This is a genomic window from Pseudocitrobacter corydidari, assembly GCF_021172065.1.
In the GTDB taxonomy this organism is placed as follows: Bacteria; Pseudomonadota; Gammaproteobacteria; order Enterobacterales; family Enterobacteriaceae; genus Pseudocitrobacter; species Pseudocitrobacter corydidari.
In genome coordinates this window covers 3,810,138-3,828,147 of record NZ_CP087880.1, presented here as the reverse complement: position 1 = coordinate 3,828,147, position 18,010 = coordinate 3,810,138, and the positions used below count along the sequence as shown (strand labels likewise).

At 51.2% G+C, this 18,010-nt stretch carries 16 protein-coding genes and 1 other annotated feature; of the genes, 10 read left to right on the top strand and 6 right to left on the bottom strand.

Annotated elements, in window-relative coordinates:
• The first annotated feature begins 22 nt into the window (after positions 1-22).
• The gene (gene gyrB, locus G163CM_RS17745) at positions 23-2,437 is read left to right on the top strand and encodes a DNA topoisomerase (ATP-hydrolyzing) subunit B (protein ID WP_231825809.1); all 2,415 of its coding nucleotides are present in this window, start codon (positions 23-25) and stop codon (positions 2,435-2,437) included.
• Positions 2,438-2,567: 130 nt separating this feature from the next.
• On the opposite strand, the gene G163CM_RS17740 is transcribed toward gyrB, so the two are convergent.
• Positions 2,568-3,137 carry a YidX family protein gene (locus G163CM_RS17740; protein WP_231825808.1) on the bottom strand — a complete coding sequence of 190 codons (570 nt, stop codon included), beginning with the start codon at positions 3,135-3,137 and terminating at the stop codon, positions 2,568-2,570.
• A gap of 78 nt (positions 3,138-3,215) precedes the next feature.
• The gene (locus G163CM_RS17735; RefSeq protein WP_231825807.1) at positions 3,216-3,965 is read right to left on the bottom strand and encodes a DUF3239 domain-containing protein; all 750 of its coding nucleotides are present in this window, start codon (positions 3,963-3,965) and stop codon (positions 3,216-3,218) included.
• Positions 3,966-4,258: 293 nt separating this feature from the next.
• Between G163CM_RS17735 and G163CM_RS17730 the strand changes: the two genes are divergently transcribed.
• Both G163CM_RS17730 and yidA read left to right on the top strand, forming a co-directional pair.
• On the top strand, positions 4,259-4,660 hold the full coding sequence (locus G163CM_RS17730; protein WP_231825806.1) for a YidB family protein: 402 nt from the start codon (positions 4,259-4,261) through the stop codon (positions 4,658-4,660).
• 121 nt (positions 4,661-4,781) lie between these two features.
• Positions 4,782-5,594: a sugar-phosphatase gene (yidA, locus tag G163CM_RS17725; protein WP_015343933.1), complete on the top strand. Its 813-nt coding sequence runs from the start codon at positions 4,782-4,784 to the stop codon at positions 5,592-5,594.
• Positions 5,595-5,638: 44 nt separating this feature from the next.
• Here yidA and G163CM_RS17720 read toward each other — a convergent pair whose 3' ends face one another.
• Together G163CM_RS17720 and cbrA are read right to left on the bottom strand one after the other, a co-directional pair.
• On the bottom strand, positions 5,639-6,295 hold the full coding sequence (locus G163CM_RS17720; RefSeq protein ID WP_420851449.1) for a YidX family protein: 657 nt from the start codon (positions 6,293-6,295) through the stop codon (positions 5,639-5,641).
• Between the two features lie 62 nt (positions 6,296-6,357).
• Positions 6,358-7,464, bottom strand: a complete 1,107-nt coding sequence (gene cbrA, locus G163CM_RS17715; protein ID WP_231825804.1) for a colicin M resistance lipid reductase CbrA — start codon at positions 7,462-7,464, stop codon at positions 6,358-6,360.
• Between the two features lie 99 nt (positions 7,465-7,563).
• Here cbrA and G163CM_RS17710 point away from each other — a divergent pair, with 99 nt between their 5' ends.
• On the top strand, positions 7,564-8,790 hold the full coding sequence (locus tag G163CM_RS17710; protein ID WP_231825803.1) for a YidR family protein: 1,227 nt from the start codon (positions 7,564-7,566) through the stop codon (positions 8,788-8,790).
• A 1-nt stretch (position 8,791) separates the two neighbouring features.
• Here G163CM_RS17710 and G163CM_RS17705 read toward each other — a convergent pair whose 3' ends face one another.
• A complete protein-coding gene (locus G163CM_RS17705; RefSeq protein WP_149463773.1) occupies positions 8,792-9,124 on the bottom strand; it encodes a YceK/YidQ family lipoprotein in 333 nt (110 codons plus the stop codon).
• A gap of 244 nt (positions 9,125-9,368) precedes the next feature.
• Positions 9,369-9,443: a sequence feature (ROSE (Repression Of Heat Shock gene Expression) occurs in the 5'-region of heat shock genes and acts as an RNA thermometer to modulate expression.), on the top strand.
• Here G163CM_RS17705 and ibpA point away from each other — a divergent pair.
• The 3 genes from ibpA to G163CM_RS17690 all read left to right on the top strand — a co-directional run bounded on the left by ibpA (position 9,437) and on the right by G163CM_RS17690 (position 12,275).
• Positions 9,437-9,850: a small heat shock chaperone IbpA gene (gene ibpA / locus G163CM_RS17700; RefSeq protein WP_015343937.1), complete on the top strand. Its 414-nt coding sequence runs from the start codon at positions 9,437-9,439 to the stop codon at positions 9,848-9,850. It overlaps the preceding feature by 7 nt.
• A gap of 111 nt (positions 9,851-9,961) precedes the next feature.
• Entirely contained in the window at positions 9,962-10,390 is a 429-nt protein-coding gene (ibpB, locus tag G163CM_RS17695; protein ID WP_231825801.1) for a small heat shock chaperone IbpB, read from the top strand.
• 223 nt (positions 10,391-10,613) lie between these two features.
• Positions 10,614-12,275 carry a putative transporter gene (locus G163CM_RS17690; RefSeq protein ID WP_041686135.1) on the top strand — a complete coding sequence of 554 codons (1,662 nt, stop codon included), beginning with the start codon at positions 10,614-10,616 and terminating at the stop codon, positions 12,273-12,275.
• On the opposite strand, the gene G163CM_RS17685 is transcribed toward G163CM_RS17690, so the two are convergent.
• A complete protein-coding gene (locus G163CM_RS17685; RefSeq protein ID WP_015343940.1) occupies positions 12,255-12,992 on the bottom strand; it encodes a GntR family transcriptional regulator in 738 nt (245 codons plus the stop codon). The two genes, G163CM_RS17690 and G163CM_RS17685, sit on opposite strands and share 21 nt — an antisense overlap.
• A 298-nt stretch (positions 12,993-13,290) precedes the next feature.
• Here G163CM_RS17685 and G163CM_RS17680 point away from each other — a divergent pair, with 298 nt between their 5' ends.
• The 3 genes from G163CM_RS17680 (at position 13,291) to G163CM_RS17670 (ending at position 17,982) form a co-directional block, all read left to right on the top strand.
• Positions 13,291-14,913: an alpha-glucoside-specific PTS transporter subunit IIBC gene (locus G163CM_RS17680; protein ID WP_231825800.1), complete on the top strand. Its 1,623-nt coding sequence runs from the start codon at positions 13,291-13,293 to the stop codon at positions 14,911-14,913.
• Positions 14,910-16,232: a 6-phospho-alpha-glucosidase gene (locus tag G163CM_RS17675; protein WP_231825799.1), complete on the top strand. Its 1,323-nt coding sequence runs from the start codon at positions 14,910-14,912 to the stop codon at positions 16,230-16,232. Before G163CM_RS17680 ends, G163CM_RS17675 begins: the two co-directional genes overlap by 4 nt.
• A 397-nt stretch (positions 16,233-16,629) precedes the next feature.
• Positions 16,630-17,982, top strand: a complete 1,353-nt coding sequence (locus G163CM_RS17670; RefSeq protein ID WP_231825798.1) for a glycoside-pentoside-hexuronide (GPH):cation symporter — start codon at positions 16,630-16,632, stop codon at positions 17,980-17,982.
• The last annotated feature ends 28 nt before the right edge of the window (positions 17,983-18,010 follow it).

Genomic DNA, 18,010 nt, shown 5'->3' with positions numbered 1-18,010 from the left:
TTTAAATGAGCGAGAAACGTTGATGTCGAATTCTTATGACTCCTCCAGTATCAAAGTCCTGAAAGGGCTGGATGCGGTGCGTAAGCGCCCGGGTATGTATATCGGCGACACGGATGACGGCACCGGTCTGCACCACATGGTATTCGAGGTTGTGGATAACGCTATCGACGAAGCGCTCGCAGGGTACTGTAAAGACATCGTTGTCACCATCCATAGCGATAACTCCGTATCCGTACAGGATGATGGCCGTGGTATCCCAACCGGCATTCACCCGGAAGAGGGCGTGTCCGCCGCCGAAGTTATCATGACCGTACTGCACGCAGGCGGTAAATTCGATGATAACTCCTATAAAGTCTCCGGCGGCCTGCACGGCGTAGGCGTTTCCGTGGTTAACGCCCTGTCGCAGAAACTGGAACTGGTTATCCAGCGCGATAACAAAGTTCACCGTCAGATTTACGCGCACGGCGTGCCGCAGGCTCCGCTGGCCGTGACCGGCGATACCGAAAAAACCGGTACCATGGTTCGCTTCTGGCCGAGCCTTGAAACCTTTACTAACGTCACCGAATTTGAGTATGACATCCTGGCGAAACGCCTGCGCGAACTGTCATTCCTCAACTCCGGCGTGTCTATTCGCCTGAAAGATAAGCGTGACGGCAAAGAAGACCACTTCCACTATGAAGGCGGCATCAAGGCGTTTGTTGAATATCTCAACAAAAACAAAACGCCAATTCACCCGAATATCTTCTATTTCTCCACCGAAAAAGACGGTATCGGCGTGGAAGTTGCGCTGCAATGGAACGATGGCTTCCAGGAAAACATTTACTGCTTTACCAACAACATTCCGCAGCGCGACGGCGGTACGCACCTGGCAGGCTTCCGTGCGGCGATGACCCGTACCCTGAACGCCTACATGGACAAAGAAGGCTACAGCAAAAAAGCCAAAGTCAGCGCCACCGGCGACGATGCGCGTGAAGGCCTGATTGCGGTAGTCTCCGTAAAAGTACCAGACCCGAAATTCTCCTCTCAGACCAAAGACAAACTGGTTTCTTCTGAGGTGAAATCAGCGGTAGAACAGCAGATGAACGAACTGCTGAGCGAATACCTGCTGGAAAATCCGTCTGATGCGAAAATCGTCGTCGGCAAAATTATCGACGCCGCGCGTGCGCGTGAAGCGGCACGCCGTGCCCGTGAAATGACCCGTCGTAAAGGCGCGCTCGACTTAGCAGGCCTGCCGGGCAAACTGGCCGACTGCCAGGAACGCGACCCGGCTCACTCCGAACTGTACCTTGTGGAAGGGGACTCTGCGGGCGGCTCTGCAAAACAGGGGCGTAACCGTAAGAACCAGGCGATCCTGCCGCTGAAAGGTAAAATCCTCAACGTTGAGAAGGCGCGCTTCGACAAGATGCTCTCTTCTCAGGAAGTCGCCACGCTGATCACTGCGCTGGGCTGCGGCATTGGCCGTGACGAATACAACCCGGATAAACTGCGCTATCACAGCATCATCATCATGACCGATGCGGACGTCGATGGCTCGCACATCCGTACCCTGCTGCTGACCTTCTTCTACCGTCAGATGCCGGAAATCGTTGAACGTGGCCACGTCTACATCGCGCAGCCGCCGCTGTACAAAGTGAAGAAAGGCAAGCAGGAACAGTACATCAAAGATGATGAAGCGATGGATCAGTATCAAATCTCCATCGCGCTGGACGGCGCGACGCTGCACACCAACGCACACGCACCGGCGCTGGCTGGCGAAGCGCTGGAAAAACTGGTCTCTGAATACAACGCCACGCAGAAAATGATTGGTCGTATGGAGCGTCGTTTCCCGAAAGCGATGCTGAAAGAGCTGGTTTATCAGCCGACGCTGACTGAAGAAGACCTGTCGAATGAACAGACCGTCACCCGTTGGGTGAATGCACTGGTTACCGAGCTGAACGAAAACGAACAGCACGGCAGCCTGTGGAAGTTTGATGTTCGCCATAACAGCGAGCAGAACCACTTCGAGCCGATCATTCGCGTGCGTACGCACGGCGTAGATACCGACTACCCGCTGGATCACGAATTCGTGGTTGGGCCGGAGTATCGCCGTATCTGCACGCTGGGCGAGAAACTGCGCGGTCTGGTGGAAGAAGATGCCTTCATCGAACGTGGCGAACGCCGTCAGCCGGTTACCAGCTTCGAGCAGGCGCTGGAGTGGCTGGTGAAAGAGTCCCGTCGTGGTCTGGCTATCCAGCGTTATAAAGGTCTGGGCGAGATGAACCCGGAACAGCTGTGGGAAACTACCATGGACCCGGAAAGCCGCCGCATGCTGCGCGTTACCGTAAAAGATGCGATTGCTGCCGACCAGTTGTTCACCACCCTGATGGGTGATGCTGTTGAACCGCGTCGCGCGTTTATCGAAGAGAACGCCCTGAAAGCGGCGAATATCGATATCTAAACCGATGGCAAATGCCCGGTGGCGCTGGCCTACAGATAATCTTTTGTAGGCCGGATAAGGCGTTTACGCCGCCATCCGGCAAAACCATGCAGACATAAAACGCCTGAATTTATTCAGGCGTTTTTTTCGTCTACTGATGCAAATTCGGTATCACAAACGGTAGCGCTAGCAGCTGTAGCGGGGCAGTGACGATATCGGCAGCGACGGAAAGCGGGTAGAACGCTTTGCTGTAAGCAGTACCCTCCTCTCTGATCTCCAGATTAAAGGGCTTATTAATACGCTCAATATGGTCATTCGCCTTTTTATCGATAAATACAGCCTTGTCATCACTTCCCGTGTTGAGAGTAGAAAAGTCGAAAGCGTCTTTGTTGTTCCTTTCCTTGAAATCAGGATCCACCGTTCCTAGTTTTATTAATTGTTCATCGTTAAGTGAGTTTGTGTCATAACGTAAAGTAATTCCGTAATTATTCTTATAATAAATAACAACTGGAGAATATATTGAGTTTATGAAACGCTTATCAAAGTCAGGCGTATCCATGAGTTTGATCAGGCTACTTCGCATAGAGAAACGATAATTCATTTTTTCCCCGGCCAGCATCCATTTGCCGCTCTTTTCATCTTTAGTAAAGCCGATGATTTTATCGGTTGTGACAACCTGACCCTCTCTGTGGACGTCATCCACATGGCTCTCAAGCATCATGGTGGCGCATCCTTCAAGTAAAGGAATTAGGAATACGATAAAAAATAATTTATACCCTTTCACGTAATAAACCTCAGTTTAGCTTTCGAATATTTTATCCAGACCTAATTTCTTTATTTCGTCCGAAGTAAGGTATTGAAGTCGTTCGGGCAATGTACTTGCAAGCGGAAAATGATCTCTGTCGAGATCTTTATAGCGTTTTTTTAGTTGCTCCAGAATATCCCATTCTTGTTGAGGGATACTATCAATACCGTATTGAATGACAGACGCATCATTTGTACCCCATGCAATAGGTAAAGCATAAGCTATTGCAAACGCGTGACCGCTGTCATTTTCGATGAAGCAGCACGTTACGGGAATACGTTCACCGAGTGTAAGATTATGGCCCGGAAGTCTCTTGGCCTGTAAGCTCACCAGGCCCCATGAGGTTGCGTTTATTGTTAACTCTGCGAGTACGAGAATACCTACATAACCATCGCCAATGTGACAGATAATACCGGGATTCAAGACACCACGTTTAAAAAATGTATGTGGTTTACCTGTCTTATGTATTGCCAGCAGTAAAAATATAAAGAGAGCAAGTGAGATGATGGCAAATATTCCTCCAGTAATTGCCCTCCATCCCTCTTTAATATCGAAAAAATAATAAGATAAGACGGTGGATAAAATAGATGTGGTGACTAATAAAATAATCACTATAATATCAGAGTGCCACTCCTGATTATAGCGAATAGAATGTTTTATATTTATCGGAAAGTGTAAATGACGTATTGCGTAAGAGTCATTTATGTATGGGCCCGATCCTACCGATGTTGCGTTCTTTTCCATAAAACCACCCATTAACCAAATGTACAATGAGATATTGTGCAATAAAGATGATATTTAAAGCAATGAAATAAATATTATTGTTAGTATAGTTCTATGCTCTATAAAAAAATTATATGTATATTTGCAAATAATAATTTTTATTAATGTGGTGTTGTGATGAATGCGATATTTTATGTTTTGTTAAGCATCATGTTTTAATCGGTAATATTCATTTTATTAATGTTAACCCGACACACTACCCGCACTGACCTATACTTCTCTCATCATGTATTCACCACTAAAAGGAGTGGAAAATGGGACTTTTTGATGAAGTTGTCGGCTCGTTTCTCAATGGCGATGCCGGGAAGTATCAGGCTATCCTGAACTGGGTAAACGAGCAGGGCGGCATTCAGGCATTGCTGCAAAAACTGCAAAACGGTGGGTTGGGCGACATTCTGTCTACGTGGATCAGCAATCAACATAGCAATCAGCCGGTGAGTGGCAGTCAGCTTGAATCGGCATTGGGCACGCCGGCAGTCTCCGATCTCGGCCAAAAACTGGGCATCGATACCGGTTCTGCGTCGAGTTTGCTGGCGGAATATCTGCCGAAAGTCATTGATGCGCTCTCGCCGCAGGGCGAAGTTGACCCGCAGGCGCATAACGATTTACTCAGCGCAGGGATGGATCTGCTGAAAAGCGGCAAACTTTTCGGCTAACCACGCAACAAAAGGGGAGCACGCCAGGCGCGTTGCATCCCCGTTTTAACCCGTCACGGCTGCTGTTTTTTGAGCGGAATCGCGTTAGCATGAGGAAGGACTCATCTAACCTGGGGTATTCATGGCTATCAAACTTATTGCAATCGACATGGACGGAACCTTGCTGTTGCCGGACCATACTATCTCTCCTGCTGTCAAAAAGGCGATCGCCGACGCGCGTGCGCGTGGCGTTAACGTGGTGCTGACCACGGGCCGCCCCTACGCAGGCGTGCATAGCTATCTGAAAGAGCTGCACATGGAACAGCCGGGCGATTACTGCATCACCTACAACGGTGCGCTGGTGCAGAAAGCGGGTGATGGCAGCACGGTGGCGCAAACCGCACTGGGCTATGACGACTATCGCTATCTGGAACAGCTCGCGCGCGAAGTGGGCTCGCACTTCCACGCCCTCGATCGCAATACGCTTTATACCGCCAACCGCGACATCAGCTATTACACGGTGCATGAATCCTACGTTGCCACAATCCCGCTGGTCTTCTGCGAAGCCGATAAAATGGACCCGGCGACGCAGTTCCTGAAAGTGATGATGATTGATGAGCCTGCCATCCTGGATAAAGCGATTGCGAAAATTCCTGCGGAAGTGAAAGAGAAGTACACCGTGCTGAAAAGTGCGCCGTACTTCCTCGAAATCCTCGATAAACGCGTCAATAAAGGCACTGGCGTGAAATCACTGGCCGATGCGCTGGGCATTAAAGCGGAAGAGATCATGGCGATTGGCGATCAGGAAAACGACATCGCAATGATTGAATTCGCAGGCGTCGGCGTGGCGATGGATAACGCCATTCCGTCGGTGAAAGAGGCGGCGAACTTCGTCACTAAATCCAACCTTGAAGATGGCGTGGCGTACGCCATTGAAAAGTTTGCGCTGAATTAATTTTGGCGGGCAAATGATGCTAGCGCATTTGCCCGCTTTAATCGCTATTTGCTTGAGATGTAAAGAGCAGCAAATTGAAGTGGAGAGGTCACGATATCCAGCGTGATAGTGATGGGCAGTAGCGCCGTCGAAACGCCTTGAGGAATTCCGCCTGAGGATTTGTACTCATAAAATCCCACCTTAAATGGATGGTAGAAAGCCATCATTTTCGAATAATCCACTTTATTATTCTTCTTATGGATGGTGCCTTCCAGACCATCCACAGTTAAGGTGCATCGTTGCTCGATACAGTTGAAACCGTAATGAGCCATCCGCTCTTTTTCATTCGTATTTTGCAAGGTATAACTGAGGGCCAGGCGACCAAAAAATTCTTTATGACCAGACTGAATGATAAATTGTGTATCGCCTTCAACCGCAAGGTTTTGCCTGTTGACCCCAGGATCATTTAGCAACTTAACAACGTCATCTCCACCTTTGGTCAGCAGATAATCGAGCGATTCACCTATAAAAACGTAACCTTTCGTACCATTGCTGTCTGCCGCTAGCGATAAACCGTTGATGGTATCCGAACGCCACTCTTTCTGAACAGAATGACCGTTGCTGGTGTTGGATACCATAGCGTAAGAAATACAACCTGATAGTGATAAAGCCACCGCGCCTGCTGAAATAAATTTTACAACTCCGTTGGTACGCATCTGTATTACTCATCCTTTGATAAACAGTGGGTTAAGTTGCAGGGATAATACCGCGAATGTTGTTCCCTTTAACGAGGATGCGATTCTTTCAGATTTGTGCCCGGCGGCAATATTGGGTGGTTTTGAGCAATATGGGAAACACCACTTTTCATGATCCACTGTCTCAGGACGGGGGCCGTTAAGCACCGGCTTTTAAGTATCTTGCTATAAAGTTTGAGGCGCAGTTTTCGTGTGGCTCGCCAGTATATCTGATTAGCGCTATTCGACGTTGTTAACAATACCTTATGTAAAATCTCCGCACTATCCAGCGCATAACTGATCCCCTCCAGCGAACTGGCGCTAATAAACCCCGCCGCTTCGCCAATCAAAAACGCGTTCTCTTTACCGCAAACAAAATCCTGCCAGCGCGACGGAAACAGTACGGTGCACTTCTCGCTTTTTACCGGCTCGCCAAAATGAAACGCAAAATCTGCCATCTTTGTTTTCAGCGCCTCAAAGCGTATCTGTCCGTCTTTCATTGGATACGCGCCGCCAAAGATAAAATAGCCGTCTTTACTGATGCTCCATGAATAGCAGTCCGTCACCGCGTTATCAAAAATGCAGGAGTAAAACGGCACGGCGTGCGCTTCGGCGAACCATTGTTGGATGGCGACGTATTTACGAATTTGATGTTCGGGGTAAAGATGACGTCGCACCAGTGAATTTGCCCCGTCGGCACCTACCAGCCAGCGGGCGGTGATGTGTTGTTCTTCGCCGTCAACCTGAAACCGAACGTGCCATAAATCTCCTTCGCGCCACACCTTTCGGCACAGGGTGTCGTGATGAACGGTCACCACGTCGGGAATTAATGATTTCATCCATAAATCAAACGCATGGCGATTAATATTGATATAGCTACGCTGATAGTTGCGGGTCAGCCCGGCGGCCACATCGATGGTTTTAACGCTGAATATTTGCGGGTTGGCGATAACGTCGACGGGAAGGGTGATCCCATCGCGAATAAACGCCCGCTGCGCATCCGGCGCCAGCAGGCCGCCGCAGGGTTTGCTGAAGCCTTCGGTGCCGCACTGGCGCTTTTTATCCAGCGCAATGACACGCATTTTCCCTGCTAACTGCCGCGCCAGCGCCGAGCCTGCCGGGCCGAGGCCGATAATCGCTACGTCAAAATGTTTCATCTTTCGCTCGCCAAAGTTGAGATGGCGATACGCTAAAGCCTGAAAGTGAACTCTGTGTGAAGTATGATGACGAAAATTGCCTCGCATCAGGACTGCGCCATGAAACAGGTCACCTTCGCCCCTCGCCATCATCAGCTCACTAATATCAATACCTGGACGCCGGACAGCCAGTGGCTGGTGTTTGATGTCCGCCCTTCCGGGGCGTCGTTTACCGGTGAGACCATTGAGCGGGTTAATGTTCATACCGGTGAGCTTGACGTTATTTACCGCGCCACGCAGGGGGCGCACGTCGGGGTGGTGACCGTTCATCCTCAGCGTGAGAAATATGTGTTTATCCACGGCCCGGAGAATCCGGATGCGGACTGGCACTACGACTTCCATCATCGCCGTGGTGTGGTGACTGAGTACGGTGAAACCCGCAACCTTGATGCCATGGATATCACCGCACCCTACAAGCCTGGCGCGCTGCGCGGCGGGAGCCACGTACACGTGTTTAGTCCCAACGGTGAGAATGTCAGCTTTACCTATAACGACCACGTGATGCACGAATACAACCCGGCGCATGACCTGCGCAACGTCGGCGTCGCCGTCCCGTGTGGCCCGGTGGAGGTCACCGCTCAGCATCCGCGTGAATACAGCGGCAGCCACTGGTGCGTATTAGTGAGTAAAACCACGCCCGCGCCGCAGCCGGGCAGCGACGAGATCAACCGCGCCTATGAAGAGGGCTGGGTGGGGAATGAGAAGCTGGCGTTTATCGGCGATACGCTGTCGGTGAAGGGCGAGAAAGTGCCGGAGCTGTTTATTGTCGAACTGCCTAAAACCGCGCAGGGCTGGAAACAGGCGGGTGATGCGCCGCTCGCCGGAACGGACACCACGCTACCCGCACCGCCCGCAGGCGTAGTGCAGCGCCGCTTAACCTTCACGCATCAACGGGCGTACCCAGGGCTTGTGAATGTGCCGCGTCACTGGGTGCGCAGCAACCCGCAGGGCACGGAAATCGCGATGCTGATGCGCGATGAAAGCGGTGTGGTTCAGTTGTGGCTGATATTGCCAGAAGGCGGGGAGCCGCGTCAGCTTACCCATCTTGAGAGTGATATTCAGTCGGCGTTTAACTGGCATCCGTCGGGGAATGCGCTGGGCTTTGTGCTGGAAAATAGAATTGCGATAGCCGACGCGATGAGCGGAAGCGTGCGCTTTTTGACAACCGATCATGGTAACCCGCCGTCTGCGGATGCCGTCGTTTTCTCACCCGATGGCAATTATATTGCCTGGATGGAAGAGACGGCGGGCTTCCGTCAGCTATGGATTACCGAAACCGGCCTCTGAATTACGGCGAAGGCATCGGCGCTGGCGGAATAACTGAGTTCGTCGCCAGCGTCTCCTGCTCGCTCTTCTCTACGCGTGAACGCACGGAGTTATCGGTGCGGAACATGTCCCACGGCAGCAGCAGGGTATCCATCACCGCGGTGAATGGCATATCGAGCGCCACCAGCGATTTGGTGCCCCAGTTGCTGTCATCATCACCGAGCATGGTCGCGCTTGCGCGCGTACCCGGATACGTTCCCTCTTTGCCACCCGTATGCGACATCACGCTTGAACAGCCACCTACTAACATCATCCCACTGAACAGAGCCAGCTTAAGCAGATTATTTTTTATCATGATTTAATCATCGTATCGGAGCCGGGAGGGCTCATCTGTACGGGTTATAGCCACCCGTAGCGAAAATGGATAGTCCTGGCTTCCCGCTCTGTGGCGGTTGTCGCACTTTAACCAATAGTGCTCTACCCCAGTCTATGCCTTCAGCACGAAAGTGCAAAAAAAGTAAGACCTGCGCCCTTGAAAATCGTTCCTCAGAACACATTTTAAGAGTGTAGCCCAATGAGGAGCACGCCTGATGGGTGCTTCGGGTATCACCGCCTGTCCATGATGGAAGGCCGTAAAAATTCTCGCTGATTTCAGGAGCTATTGATTATGCGTAACTTTGATTTATCCCCGCTATACCGTTCTGCTATTGGTTTTGACCGCCTGTTCAATCTGTTAGAAAACAATCAAACCCAGAGTAACGGCGGCTACCCTCCGTACAACGTTGAGCTGGTAGACGAAAACCACTACCGCATTGCGATTGCCGTTGCCGGTTTTGCTGAAAGCGAGCTGGAAATCACCGCCCAGGACAACATGCTGGTGGTGAAAGGTGCTCATGCGGCGGAGCAGAAAGAGCGTACCTATCTCTATCAGGGGATCGCCGAGCGCAACTTTGAACGCAAGTTCCAGTTAGCGGAAAACATCCACGTGCGTGGGGCGAACCTGGTGAATGGCTTGCTCTATATCGAGCTGGAGCGCGTGATTCCTGAAGCGAATAAACCGCGCCGCATCGAAATCAACTAATTCCGTGAGCCGCTACGGCGGCTCAAATTACCCAGGCTTGCCGTCAGGGAGCCTTATGCGAATCTTCATGATCCGCAGGACTTCACTCGCTTCTTAGAAGGAGAATGTATTATGCGTAACTACGATTTATCCCCACTGCTGCGTCAATGGATCGGTTTTGACAAAATGGCTAACGCGTTGCAAAACGCTGGAGAAAGCCAGAGCTTCCCGCCCTATAACATCGAAAAAAGCGACGATAACCACTATCGCATTACCCTCGCGCTGGCCGGTTTCCGTCAGGAAGATCTGGATATTCAACTGGAAGGCACGCGCCTGACCGTGAAAGGCACGCCGCAGCCGCAGGAAAAAGAGACCAAATGGTTGCATCAGGGTCTGGTCACCCAGGCGTTCAGCCTGAGCTTCACGCTGGCTGAAAATATGGAAGTGGTGGGCGCAACCTTCACTAACGGCTTGTTGCATATCGATTTAACCCGCAACGTGCCGGAAGAAATCCCCCCGCAGCGTATTGCTATCAGCGAGCGCCCGGCGCTGAATAGCTAGCAATGTAAGGAACAGGCGTGATTTTGTAGGCCGGATAAGGCGTTCACGCCGCATCCGGCAACAACAACGCGCACGTTGCCCGCAATCTAAAGCCTCGTCTGCAAGACGGGGCTTTTTTACGCCTGCTAAAAATCCAAAGTAATTGTGCGCAAATCCCCATACAACCTTTCCCATTTCTGCGAAAATCCCTGGAACAGGTAATGTTATTCACAGGGAAAATAGTATGAGTGATATAGCAATGACCGTCAGTGTGCTTGCTCTGGTTGCCGTCGTCGGCCTCTGGATAGGCAACGTCAAGATCCGCGGCATTGGCCTCGGTATTGGTGGCGTGCTGTTTGGCGGGATAATCGTAGGACACTTTGTCGAAATGGCTGGCGTCGAGCTTAGCGGCCCGATGCTGCACTTTATTCAGGAATTCGGCCTGATTCTCTTCGTCTACACCATCGGGATTCAGGTGGGGCCGGGATTCTTCGCCTCATTACGCGTCTCCGGGCTTCGGCTTAATCTCTTCGCCATATTGATTGTGCTGCTGGGTGGCGTGGTCACCACGCTGCTGCATAAAATCTTCGCTATTCCGCTGCCGGTGGTGCTGGGCATATTTTCCGGCGCGGTGACCAACACGCCAGCGCTGGGTGCGGGTCAGCAAATTCTGCGCGACCTCGGCGTGCCGTTTGATGTGGTCGATCAAATGGGTATGAGCTACGCGATGGCTTATCCGTTCGGTATCTGCGGTATTCTCCTCACCATGTGGCTGCTGCGTCTGTTCTTCCGCATTAATGTCGAGAAAGAAGCCCGACGTTTTGATAAACAGGCGGGTAACAGTCACGAAAATCTGCAAACCATCAATATCTGCGTCGAAAACCCAAACCTGCACAGTATGGCGATTCAGGATGTCCCCATTCTGAACAGCGACAAAATTATCTGCTCGCGCCTGAAACGCGGTGACATCTTGATGGTGCCGTCGCCCGCTACGCTCATTGAGCAGGGTGATTTGCTGCATCTGGTGGGCCGACGTGCCGACCTGCACGATGCCCAACTGGTGATCGGTAAAGAGGTTGAAACGTCGCTCTCTACGCGCGGTACTGACATGAAAGTCGAGCGCATCGTGGTCACCAACGAGAAGGTGCTCGGCAAGCGAATCCGCGATTTGCACTACAAACAGCGCTATGACGTGGTTATCTCGCGCCTGAACCGCGCGGGCGTGGAACTGGTTGCCAGCAGCCATGCGACGCTGCAATTTGGTGACATCCTCAATCTGGTGGGTCGCCCGGCGGCGATTGATGCGGTGGCGGCTGAACTGGGCAACGCGCAGCAAAAACTGCAACAGGTGCAGATGCTACCGGTCTTTATCGGTATCGGCCTTGGCGTACTATTGGGTTCTGTGCCGTTGTTTATCCCTGGCTTCCCGGTGGCGTTAAAACTGGGCCTGGCCGGCGGGCCGCTGATTATGGCGCTGATCCTCGGGCGTATCGGCAGCATCGGGAAGCTCTACTGGTTTATGCCGCCGAGCGCTAACCTGGCGCTGCGTGAGCTGGGAATCGTGTTGTTTTTATCGGTGGTTGGCCTGAAATCGGGCGGCGATTTTGTCGATACCCTGGTGCACGGCGACGGCCTGAGCTGGATTGGCTACGGCATCTTCATTACCGCGATACCGCTTATTACCGTGGGTATTCTGGCGCGTATCTTTGCGCGCATGAACTACCTGACCCTGTGCGGCATGCTGGCTGGCTCGATGACCGATCCACCCGCGCTGGCCTTCGCCAACAATCTGCACGCCACCAGCGGCGCGGCTGCGCTCTCGTACGCTACCGTGTATCCGCTGGTGATGTTCCTGCGCATCATCACTCCGCAGCTACTGGCGGTGCTATTCTGGGGAATGGGTTAACGGGCTATTATCGGTGTGGACGCGCCGTAAATGGTAGTCCACCTGATATTCACTGGCATTACGGAACATCACGGAATAATTGAGAAACTCGCCGCTGTCGCTGTAGGAAAGAGAGGTAATACGCAGCAGCGGCGTCTGTTCCGGCACATTCATCGACTGCGCCAGCTGCCTGTCCGCCAGTACGGGCGTCAGGCTTTCATAGTTACCGCTGATGGTTATTCCGCACTCCTTCTCGATGTAATCAAACTTTGACCCTTCCAGATGCCCCAGTGAGAGCGTACGAAACAGTTTCACCGGCATGTAGCTGTCTTCCAGCATTAACGGTTTCCCGTCTACATACCGCACGCGGCGTGAAAAGTAGATCCGCTCATTAATCTGGATGCGCAGTTGGCTGGCAATGGCAGGCGGCGCAGGCATCACTTCAAACACCAGGACCTTGCTCACCACCTCTTTCCCTTGCTGGCGCAGCACTTCCGCCAGCCCGGTGAGGTTGGTGGTCTCATGATGAACATCTTTGCGCGCCACGTAGGTCCCGCTGCCGTGACGGCGAACGACCAGCCCCCATGCAATCAGCATATCCACCGCTTTGCGAATGGTCATGCGTGCAACGCCAAATTCCTGAGCGAGAATCTTCTCGGCCGGAAGCGGGCTTCCCACGCTGTAATCGGAGGAGTTGAGCCGTAAACGCAGTTTGTCAGCGATAGATTTGTAGATCACCAGTAGACCTCTGTTTTAGGGTAAGTGGTAAGAATCGAACCTCTGTTTCTAATTATTAATTCATATATATCATTAAGATAAACCGTATTCTCTCAATGAATCTCTGCACGCTAATTCATGTTGTCTATTTTTCCATGAAAAAGTAGACAACATCAGCGCAATTAAAACCATGAATGGGATCACGAATCGAACCGGCGCGGCATGTTGTCTGCCCGGCAAATTCCTATTCTCGAAGCAGGCTGATAGAGAAGATAAATAAAGCCACTCACCCTACAAGTTGTTAAATGAGGATTACCAAATGCTCAGTCAAATACAACGCTTTGGCGGCGCCATGTTTACCCCGGTATTGTTGTTTCCTTTTGCCGGGATCGTGGTGGGTATCGCCATTATGTTGCGTAACCCGATGTTTGTCGGCGAAGCGCTTACGGCTCCCGATAATTTATTTGCTCAGATTGTTCATATTATTGAAGAAGGCGGCTGGACCGTATTTCGCAATATGCCGCTTATTTTCGCCGTTGGCTTACCGATTGGCCTGGCGAAACAGGCGCAGGGCCGAGCCTGTCTGGCGGTGCTGGTGAGTTTCCTCACCTGGAACTACTTTATTAACGCGATGGGAATGACCTGGGGCCACTTTTTTGGCGTCGATTTTTCCGTCGATCCTACTGCCGGTAGTGGCCTGACGATGATCGCCGGAATAAAAACGCTCGACACCAGTATTATTGGCGCGATCGTTATTTCCGGTATCGTTACTGCGCTGCATAACCGTTATTTTGATAAACCCCTGCCGGTATTTCTCGGTATTTTCCAGGGAACATCGTTTGTAGTGATTGTCGCTTTCCTGGCGATGATCCCCTGCGCCTGGTTAACCCTGCTTGGCTGGCCCAAAGTGCAATTAGGCATTGAATCACTGCAGGCGTTTTTACGCTCTGCCGGGGCGCTGGGTGTATGGGTTTATATCTTCCTGGAACGTATTTTGATTCCGACCGGGTTACACCACTTCGTCTATGGCCCGTTCATCTTTGGCCCGGCGGTGGTTGAAAGCGGTATTCAGGTTTACTGGGCGCAGCATTTACAGGAATTCAGCCAGAGCACCGAACCGCTGAAAGCACTGTTCCCGGAAGGTGGTTTCGCCCTGCACGGCAACTCGAAGGTCTTTGGCTCCGTTGGCATTGCGCTGGCGCTCTACTTCACCGCCGCGCCGGAAAACCGCGTCAAAGTCGCCGGTTTGCTGATTCCCGCCACGCTGACGGCGATGCTGGTGGGTATCACCGAACCGCTGGAGTTCACCTTCCTGTTTATCTCGCCGCTTCTGTTCGCCGTACACGCCGTACTGGCCGCGACGATGGCGACGGTGATGTACATGTGCGGGGTGGTGGGCAACTTCGGCGGTGGCCTTTTGGATCAGTTCCTGCCGCAAAACTGGATACCGATGTTCCACAACCACGCGTCGATGATGTTTATCCAGATTGGCGTTGGCGTGTGCTTTACCGCGCTCTACTTCGTCATCTTCCGCACCCTGATTCTGCGCTTCAACCTGAAAACGCCAGGTCGCGAAGAAAGTGAAATCAAACTCTACAGCAAAGCCGATTACCAGGCCGCACGCGGCAAAACCAGCGCCGCAGGCGCACCGGATACCAAACTGGGCCAGGCCGCCGGATTCCTGCAAGCGTTGGGCGGCGCGGCAAATATCGAAAGTATCAATAACTGCGCCACCCGACTGCGCATTGCCCTGAAAGACATGGCGCATACGCAAAGTGACGAAGTCTTTAAAGCGCTGGGCGCACACGGCGTCGTACGCCGTGGCAACGGAATTCAGGTGATTGTCGGCCTGCATGTTCCTCAGGTTCGCGACCAGCTTGAAACCCTAATGAAAGAATCTTTCCCGACCGAACAAACCACCATGACGGAGGCAGTATCATGAAAAAATTCTCAGTTGTTATCGCAGGCGGCGGCAGCACATTTACTCCCGGTATCGTCCTGATGTTGCTGGCAAACCAGGATCGTTTCCCTCTGCGTTCACTGAAATTTTATGACAACGACGGAGCGCGTCAGGAAGTGATCGCCGAGGCCTGTAAAATCGTTCTCAAAGAGCAGGCGCCGGATATCGAATTCAGCTACACCACCGACCCAGAAGCGGCCTTTACCGATGTCGATTTTGTGATGGCGCACATCCGCGTTGGTAAATATCCGATGCGTGAAAAAGATGAAAAAATTCCGCTGCGCCACGGCGTACTGGGCCAGGAAACCTGCGGGCCAGGCGGGATTGCCTACGGCATGCGCTCCATTGGCGGTGTGCTGGAGCTGGTGGATTATATGGAAAAATACTCACCAAACGCCTGGATGCTGAACTATTCCAACCCGGCGGCGATTGTGGCGGAAGCGACCCGCCGTCTGCGCCCGAATGCGAAAATCCTCAACATCTGCGATATGCCGATCGGCATTGAAGGACGTATGGCGCAAATTGTGGGCCTGCAAGACCGCAAACAGATGCGCGTGCGCTACTACGGCCTGAACCACTTCGGCTGGTGGACTTCCATTGAAGATCTGCAAGGTAACGATCTGATGCCGAAGTTACGCGAATATGTGGCAAAACACGGCTATGTTCCGCCTTCTAAGGACCCACATACGGAAGCCAGCTGGAACGATACCTTTGCCAAGGCGAAAGATGTGCAGGCCCTCGATCCGCAAACCCTACCCAACACGTACCTGAAATATTACCTGTTCCCGGACTACGTGGTGGCGCACTCCAACCCGGAACGCACGCGCGCTAATGAGGTGATGGATCACCGCGAAAAACACGTCTTCAGCGCCTGCCGGGCGATTATTGAAGCGGGGAACTCATCCGCAGGGGAGTTGGAAATCGATGAACATGCGTCTTACATCGTCGATCTGGCGGCGGCGATTGCCTTCAATACCCAGGAGCGCATGCTGTTGATTGTGCCGAACAATGGCGCCATTCCTAACTTTGATGCCGATGCGATGGTTGAGATTCCGTGCCTGGTGGGCCACAACGGGCCAGAGCCGCTGACGGTTGGTGAAATCCCGCACTTCCAGAAAGGGATGATGGGCCAGCAGGTAATGGTCGAAAAACTGGTGGTAGATGCGTGGGAAGAGCGTTCATACCAGAAACTGTGGCAGGCGATCACGCTGTCGAAAACGGTGCCGAGCGCATCGGTGGCGAAGGCGATTCTTGATGATTTGGTTGAGGCGAATAAGGATTATTGGCCGGAATTGAATTGATGATGTTGCTGGCAGCTTGCGAGACAGGCTGCCAGTTTTAATATATGTTGGTAATGTTTTATTATTTTGCTATTGATTATATTTATTTTTCTTATGGGATATCGGAGATACGCACTCTTTATATAAACAGTAAGCATTGAATTCGGGGTTTATAATCACAGGTGAGTTATGTTACTGGTTCACGTTAAATTGTTATTTAAAAATGGAATGAACATTGTCAGTGATGTTTGCATGATTAGGAAATGGTGTGAGATATATATAAATTCTGAATGTAGGTATGTGCGATAAACTTCACAAATAAAAATTAACATAATCAAAAAGCAAGAAAACATAATATCGCAATAAAAAATATCCTTTCTACTATGTCCCATTATTGATTATTACGATGGAGACAGATATGAGTAGCCAGATTCTCTCTTTGAAAGAAAAAATTGGATATGGTTTGGGGGATGCAGCCAGCCATATTGTTTTTGACAATGTCATGCTCTATCTCATGTTTTTTTATACCGACATTGCGGGATTACCCGCTGCATTTGTAGGTAGCATGTTTCTGATTACCCGAATTCTTGATGCGATATCCGATCCGTGTATGGGGCTTTTGGCTGACCGCACCCGTACTCGCTGGGGAAAATTCAGACCATGGATTTTGTGGGCCGCGATCCCCTTCGGCATTAGTTGTTACTTTACATACACTGTTCCAGAACTCTCTCTCACCGGGAAAATGATATATGCAACGGTGACTTACATCGCGCTTACTTTGCTCTATACCATTGTTAATATTCCCTATTGTGCGCTGGGAGCCGTTATTACCAGCGATCCACAACAACGCATTTCTATGCAATCCTGGCGTTTCGTTCTGGCGACCGCCGGGGGCATGCTTTCAACAGCGCTGATGATGAAGATGGTGGAATGGATTGGCGGTGAAGATAAGGCTTTTGGTTTCCAGGCAAGCATTGCAATTCTGGCTGTACTGGCCACGATCATGTTTTATATCTGTTTCTTTACGACAAAAGAACGTGTAATAGCGCCACAAAATAGTTCCGGATTCAAAGGAATGCTCACCGATCTGAAAGACATCTGGCAAAACGATCAGTGGCGTGTCGTTGGTTTTTTAACGGTCTTTACGATTATCGGAACCTCTGTTCGCGGCGGGGTGATGATGTATTACGTTACCTGGATTATGGAGTCACCGAAACTTTTTTCCATTTTTCTAACGACTTACTGTGTGGGTAATATTTTGGGTAGCGCGATAGCGAAACCACTAAGTAGCCATTTCTGTAAAGTTAAAGTGTTTATTAGCTGCAATTTGATACTCACCGTGTTGAGTTTTGCAATGTTCTTCGTTCCTATGGATACCGTAACGATTATGTTCTGCCTGATGTTTATCATTGGAGTATTACATCAGGTGATGACGCCGATTAAATGGGTAATGATGGCTGATACGGTCGACTATGGTGAGGCAAGCAACGGTAAGCGTTTAACGGGAATCAGTTTCGCAGGTACATTGTTTGTCCTAAAAATGGGATTAGCGGTTGGGGGAGCAATTATCGGTTGGATGCTCGCCGCGGGTGGGTATCAGGCTGGAGCGACTGCGCAGTCAAGCTCCACCATTACCACAATCACGCTTTTGTTCACCGTGGCACCAGGCATTTGCTATTTTCTTTGTGCAGCGATCGCGAAGATGTTCTATAAGCTGGACTCGCATGAAATGGAGCGTATAAATGCGAAGTTAAGCCGTGTGATGCGATAATTTTTCCAGTAATGTTAACGCGGATTAA

Excerpts from the sequence above, each read along its gene's own strand:
- G163CM_RS17675 (WP_231825799.1), top strand. The coding sequence starts at position 14,910 with ATGAAAAAATTCTCAGTTGTTATCGCAGGCGGCGGCAGCACATTTACT.
- cbrA (WP_231825804.1), bottom strand. The coding sequence starts at position 7,464 with ATGAAACATTTTGACGTAGCGATTATCGGCCTCGGCCCGGCAGGCTCG.
- G163CM_RS17670 (WP_231825798.1), top strand. The coding sequence starts at position 16,630 with ATGAGTAGCCAGATTCTCTCTTTGAAAGAAAAAATTGGATATGGTTTG.
- G163CM_RS17730 (WP_231825806.1), top strand. The coding sequence starts at position 4,259 with ATGGGACTTTTTGATGAAGTTGTCGGCTCGTTTCTCAATGGCGATGCC.
- G163CM_RS17740 (WP_231825808.1), bottom strand. The coding sequence starts at position 3,137 with ATGATGCTTGAGAGCCATGTGGATGACGTCCACAGAGAGGGTCAGGTT.
- yidA (WP_015343933.1), top strand. The coding sequence starts at position 4,782 with ATGGCTATCAAACTTATTGCAATCGACATGGACGGAACCTTGCTGTTG.
- G163CM_RS17680 (WP_231825800.1), top strand. The coding sequence starts at position 13,291 with ATGCTCAGTCAAATACAACGCTTTGGCGGCGCCATGTTTACCCCGGTA.
- G163CM_RS17705 (WP_149463773.1), bottom strand. The coding sequence starts at position 9,124 with ATGATAAAAAATAATCTGCTTAAGCTGGCTCTGTTCAGTGGGATGATG.
- G163CM_RS17690 (WP_041686135.1), top strand. The coding sequence starts at position 10,614 with ATGAGTGATATAGCAATGACCGTCAGTGTGCTTGCTCTGGTTGCCGTC.
- G163CM_RS17710 (WP_231825803.1), top strand. The coding sequence starts at position 7,564 with ATGAAACAGGTCACCTTCGCCCCTCGCCATCATCAGCTCACTAATATC.
- gyrB (WP_231825809.1), top strand. The coding sequence starts at position 23 with ATGTCGAATTCTTATGACTCCTCCAGTATCAAAGTCCTGAAAGGGCTG.
- G163CM_RS17735 (WP_231825807.1), bottom strand. The coding sequence starts at position 3,965 with ATGGAAAAGAACGCAACATCGGTAGGATCGGGCCCATACATAAATGAC.
- ibpA (WP_015343937.1), top strand. The coding sequence starts at position 9,437 with ATGCGTAACTTTGATTTATCCCCGCTATACCGTTCTGCTATTGGTTTT.
- ibpB (WP_231825801.1), top strand. The coding sequence starts at position 9,962 with ATGCGTAACTACGATTTATCCCCACTGCTGCGTCAATGGATCGGTTTT.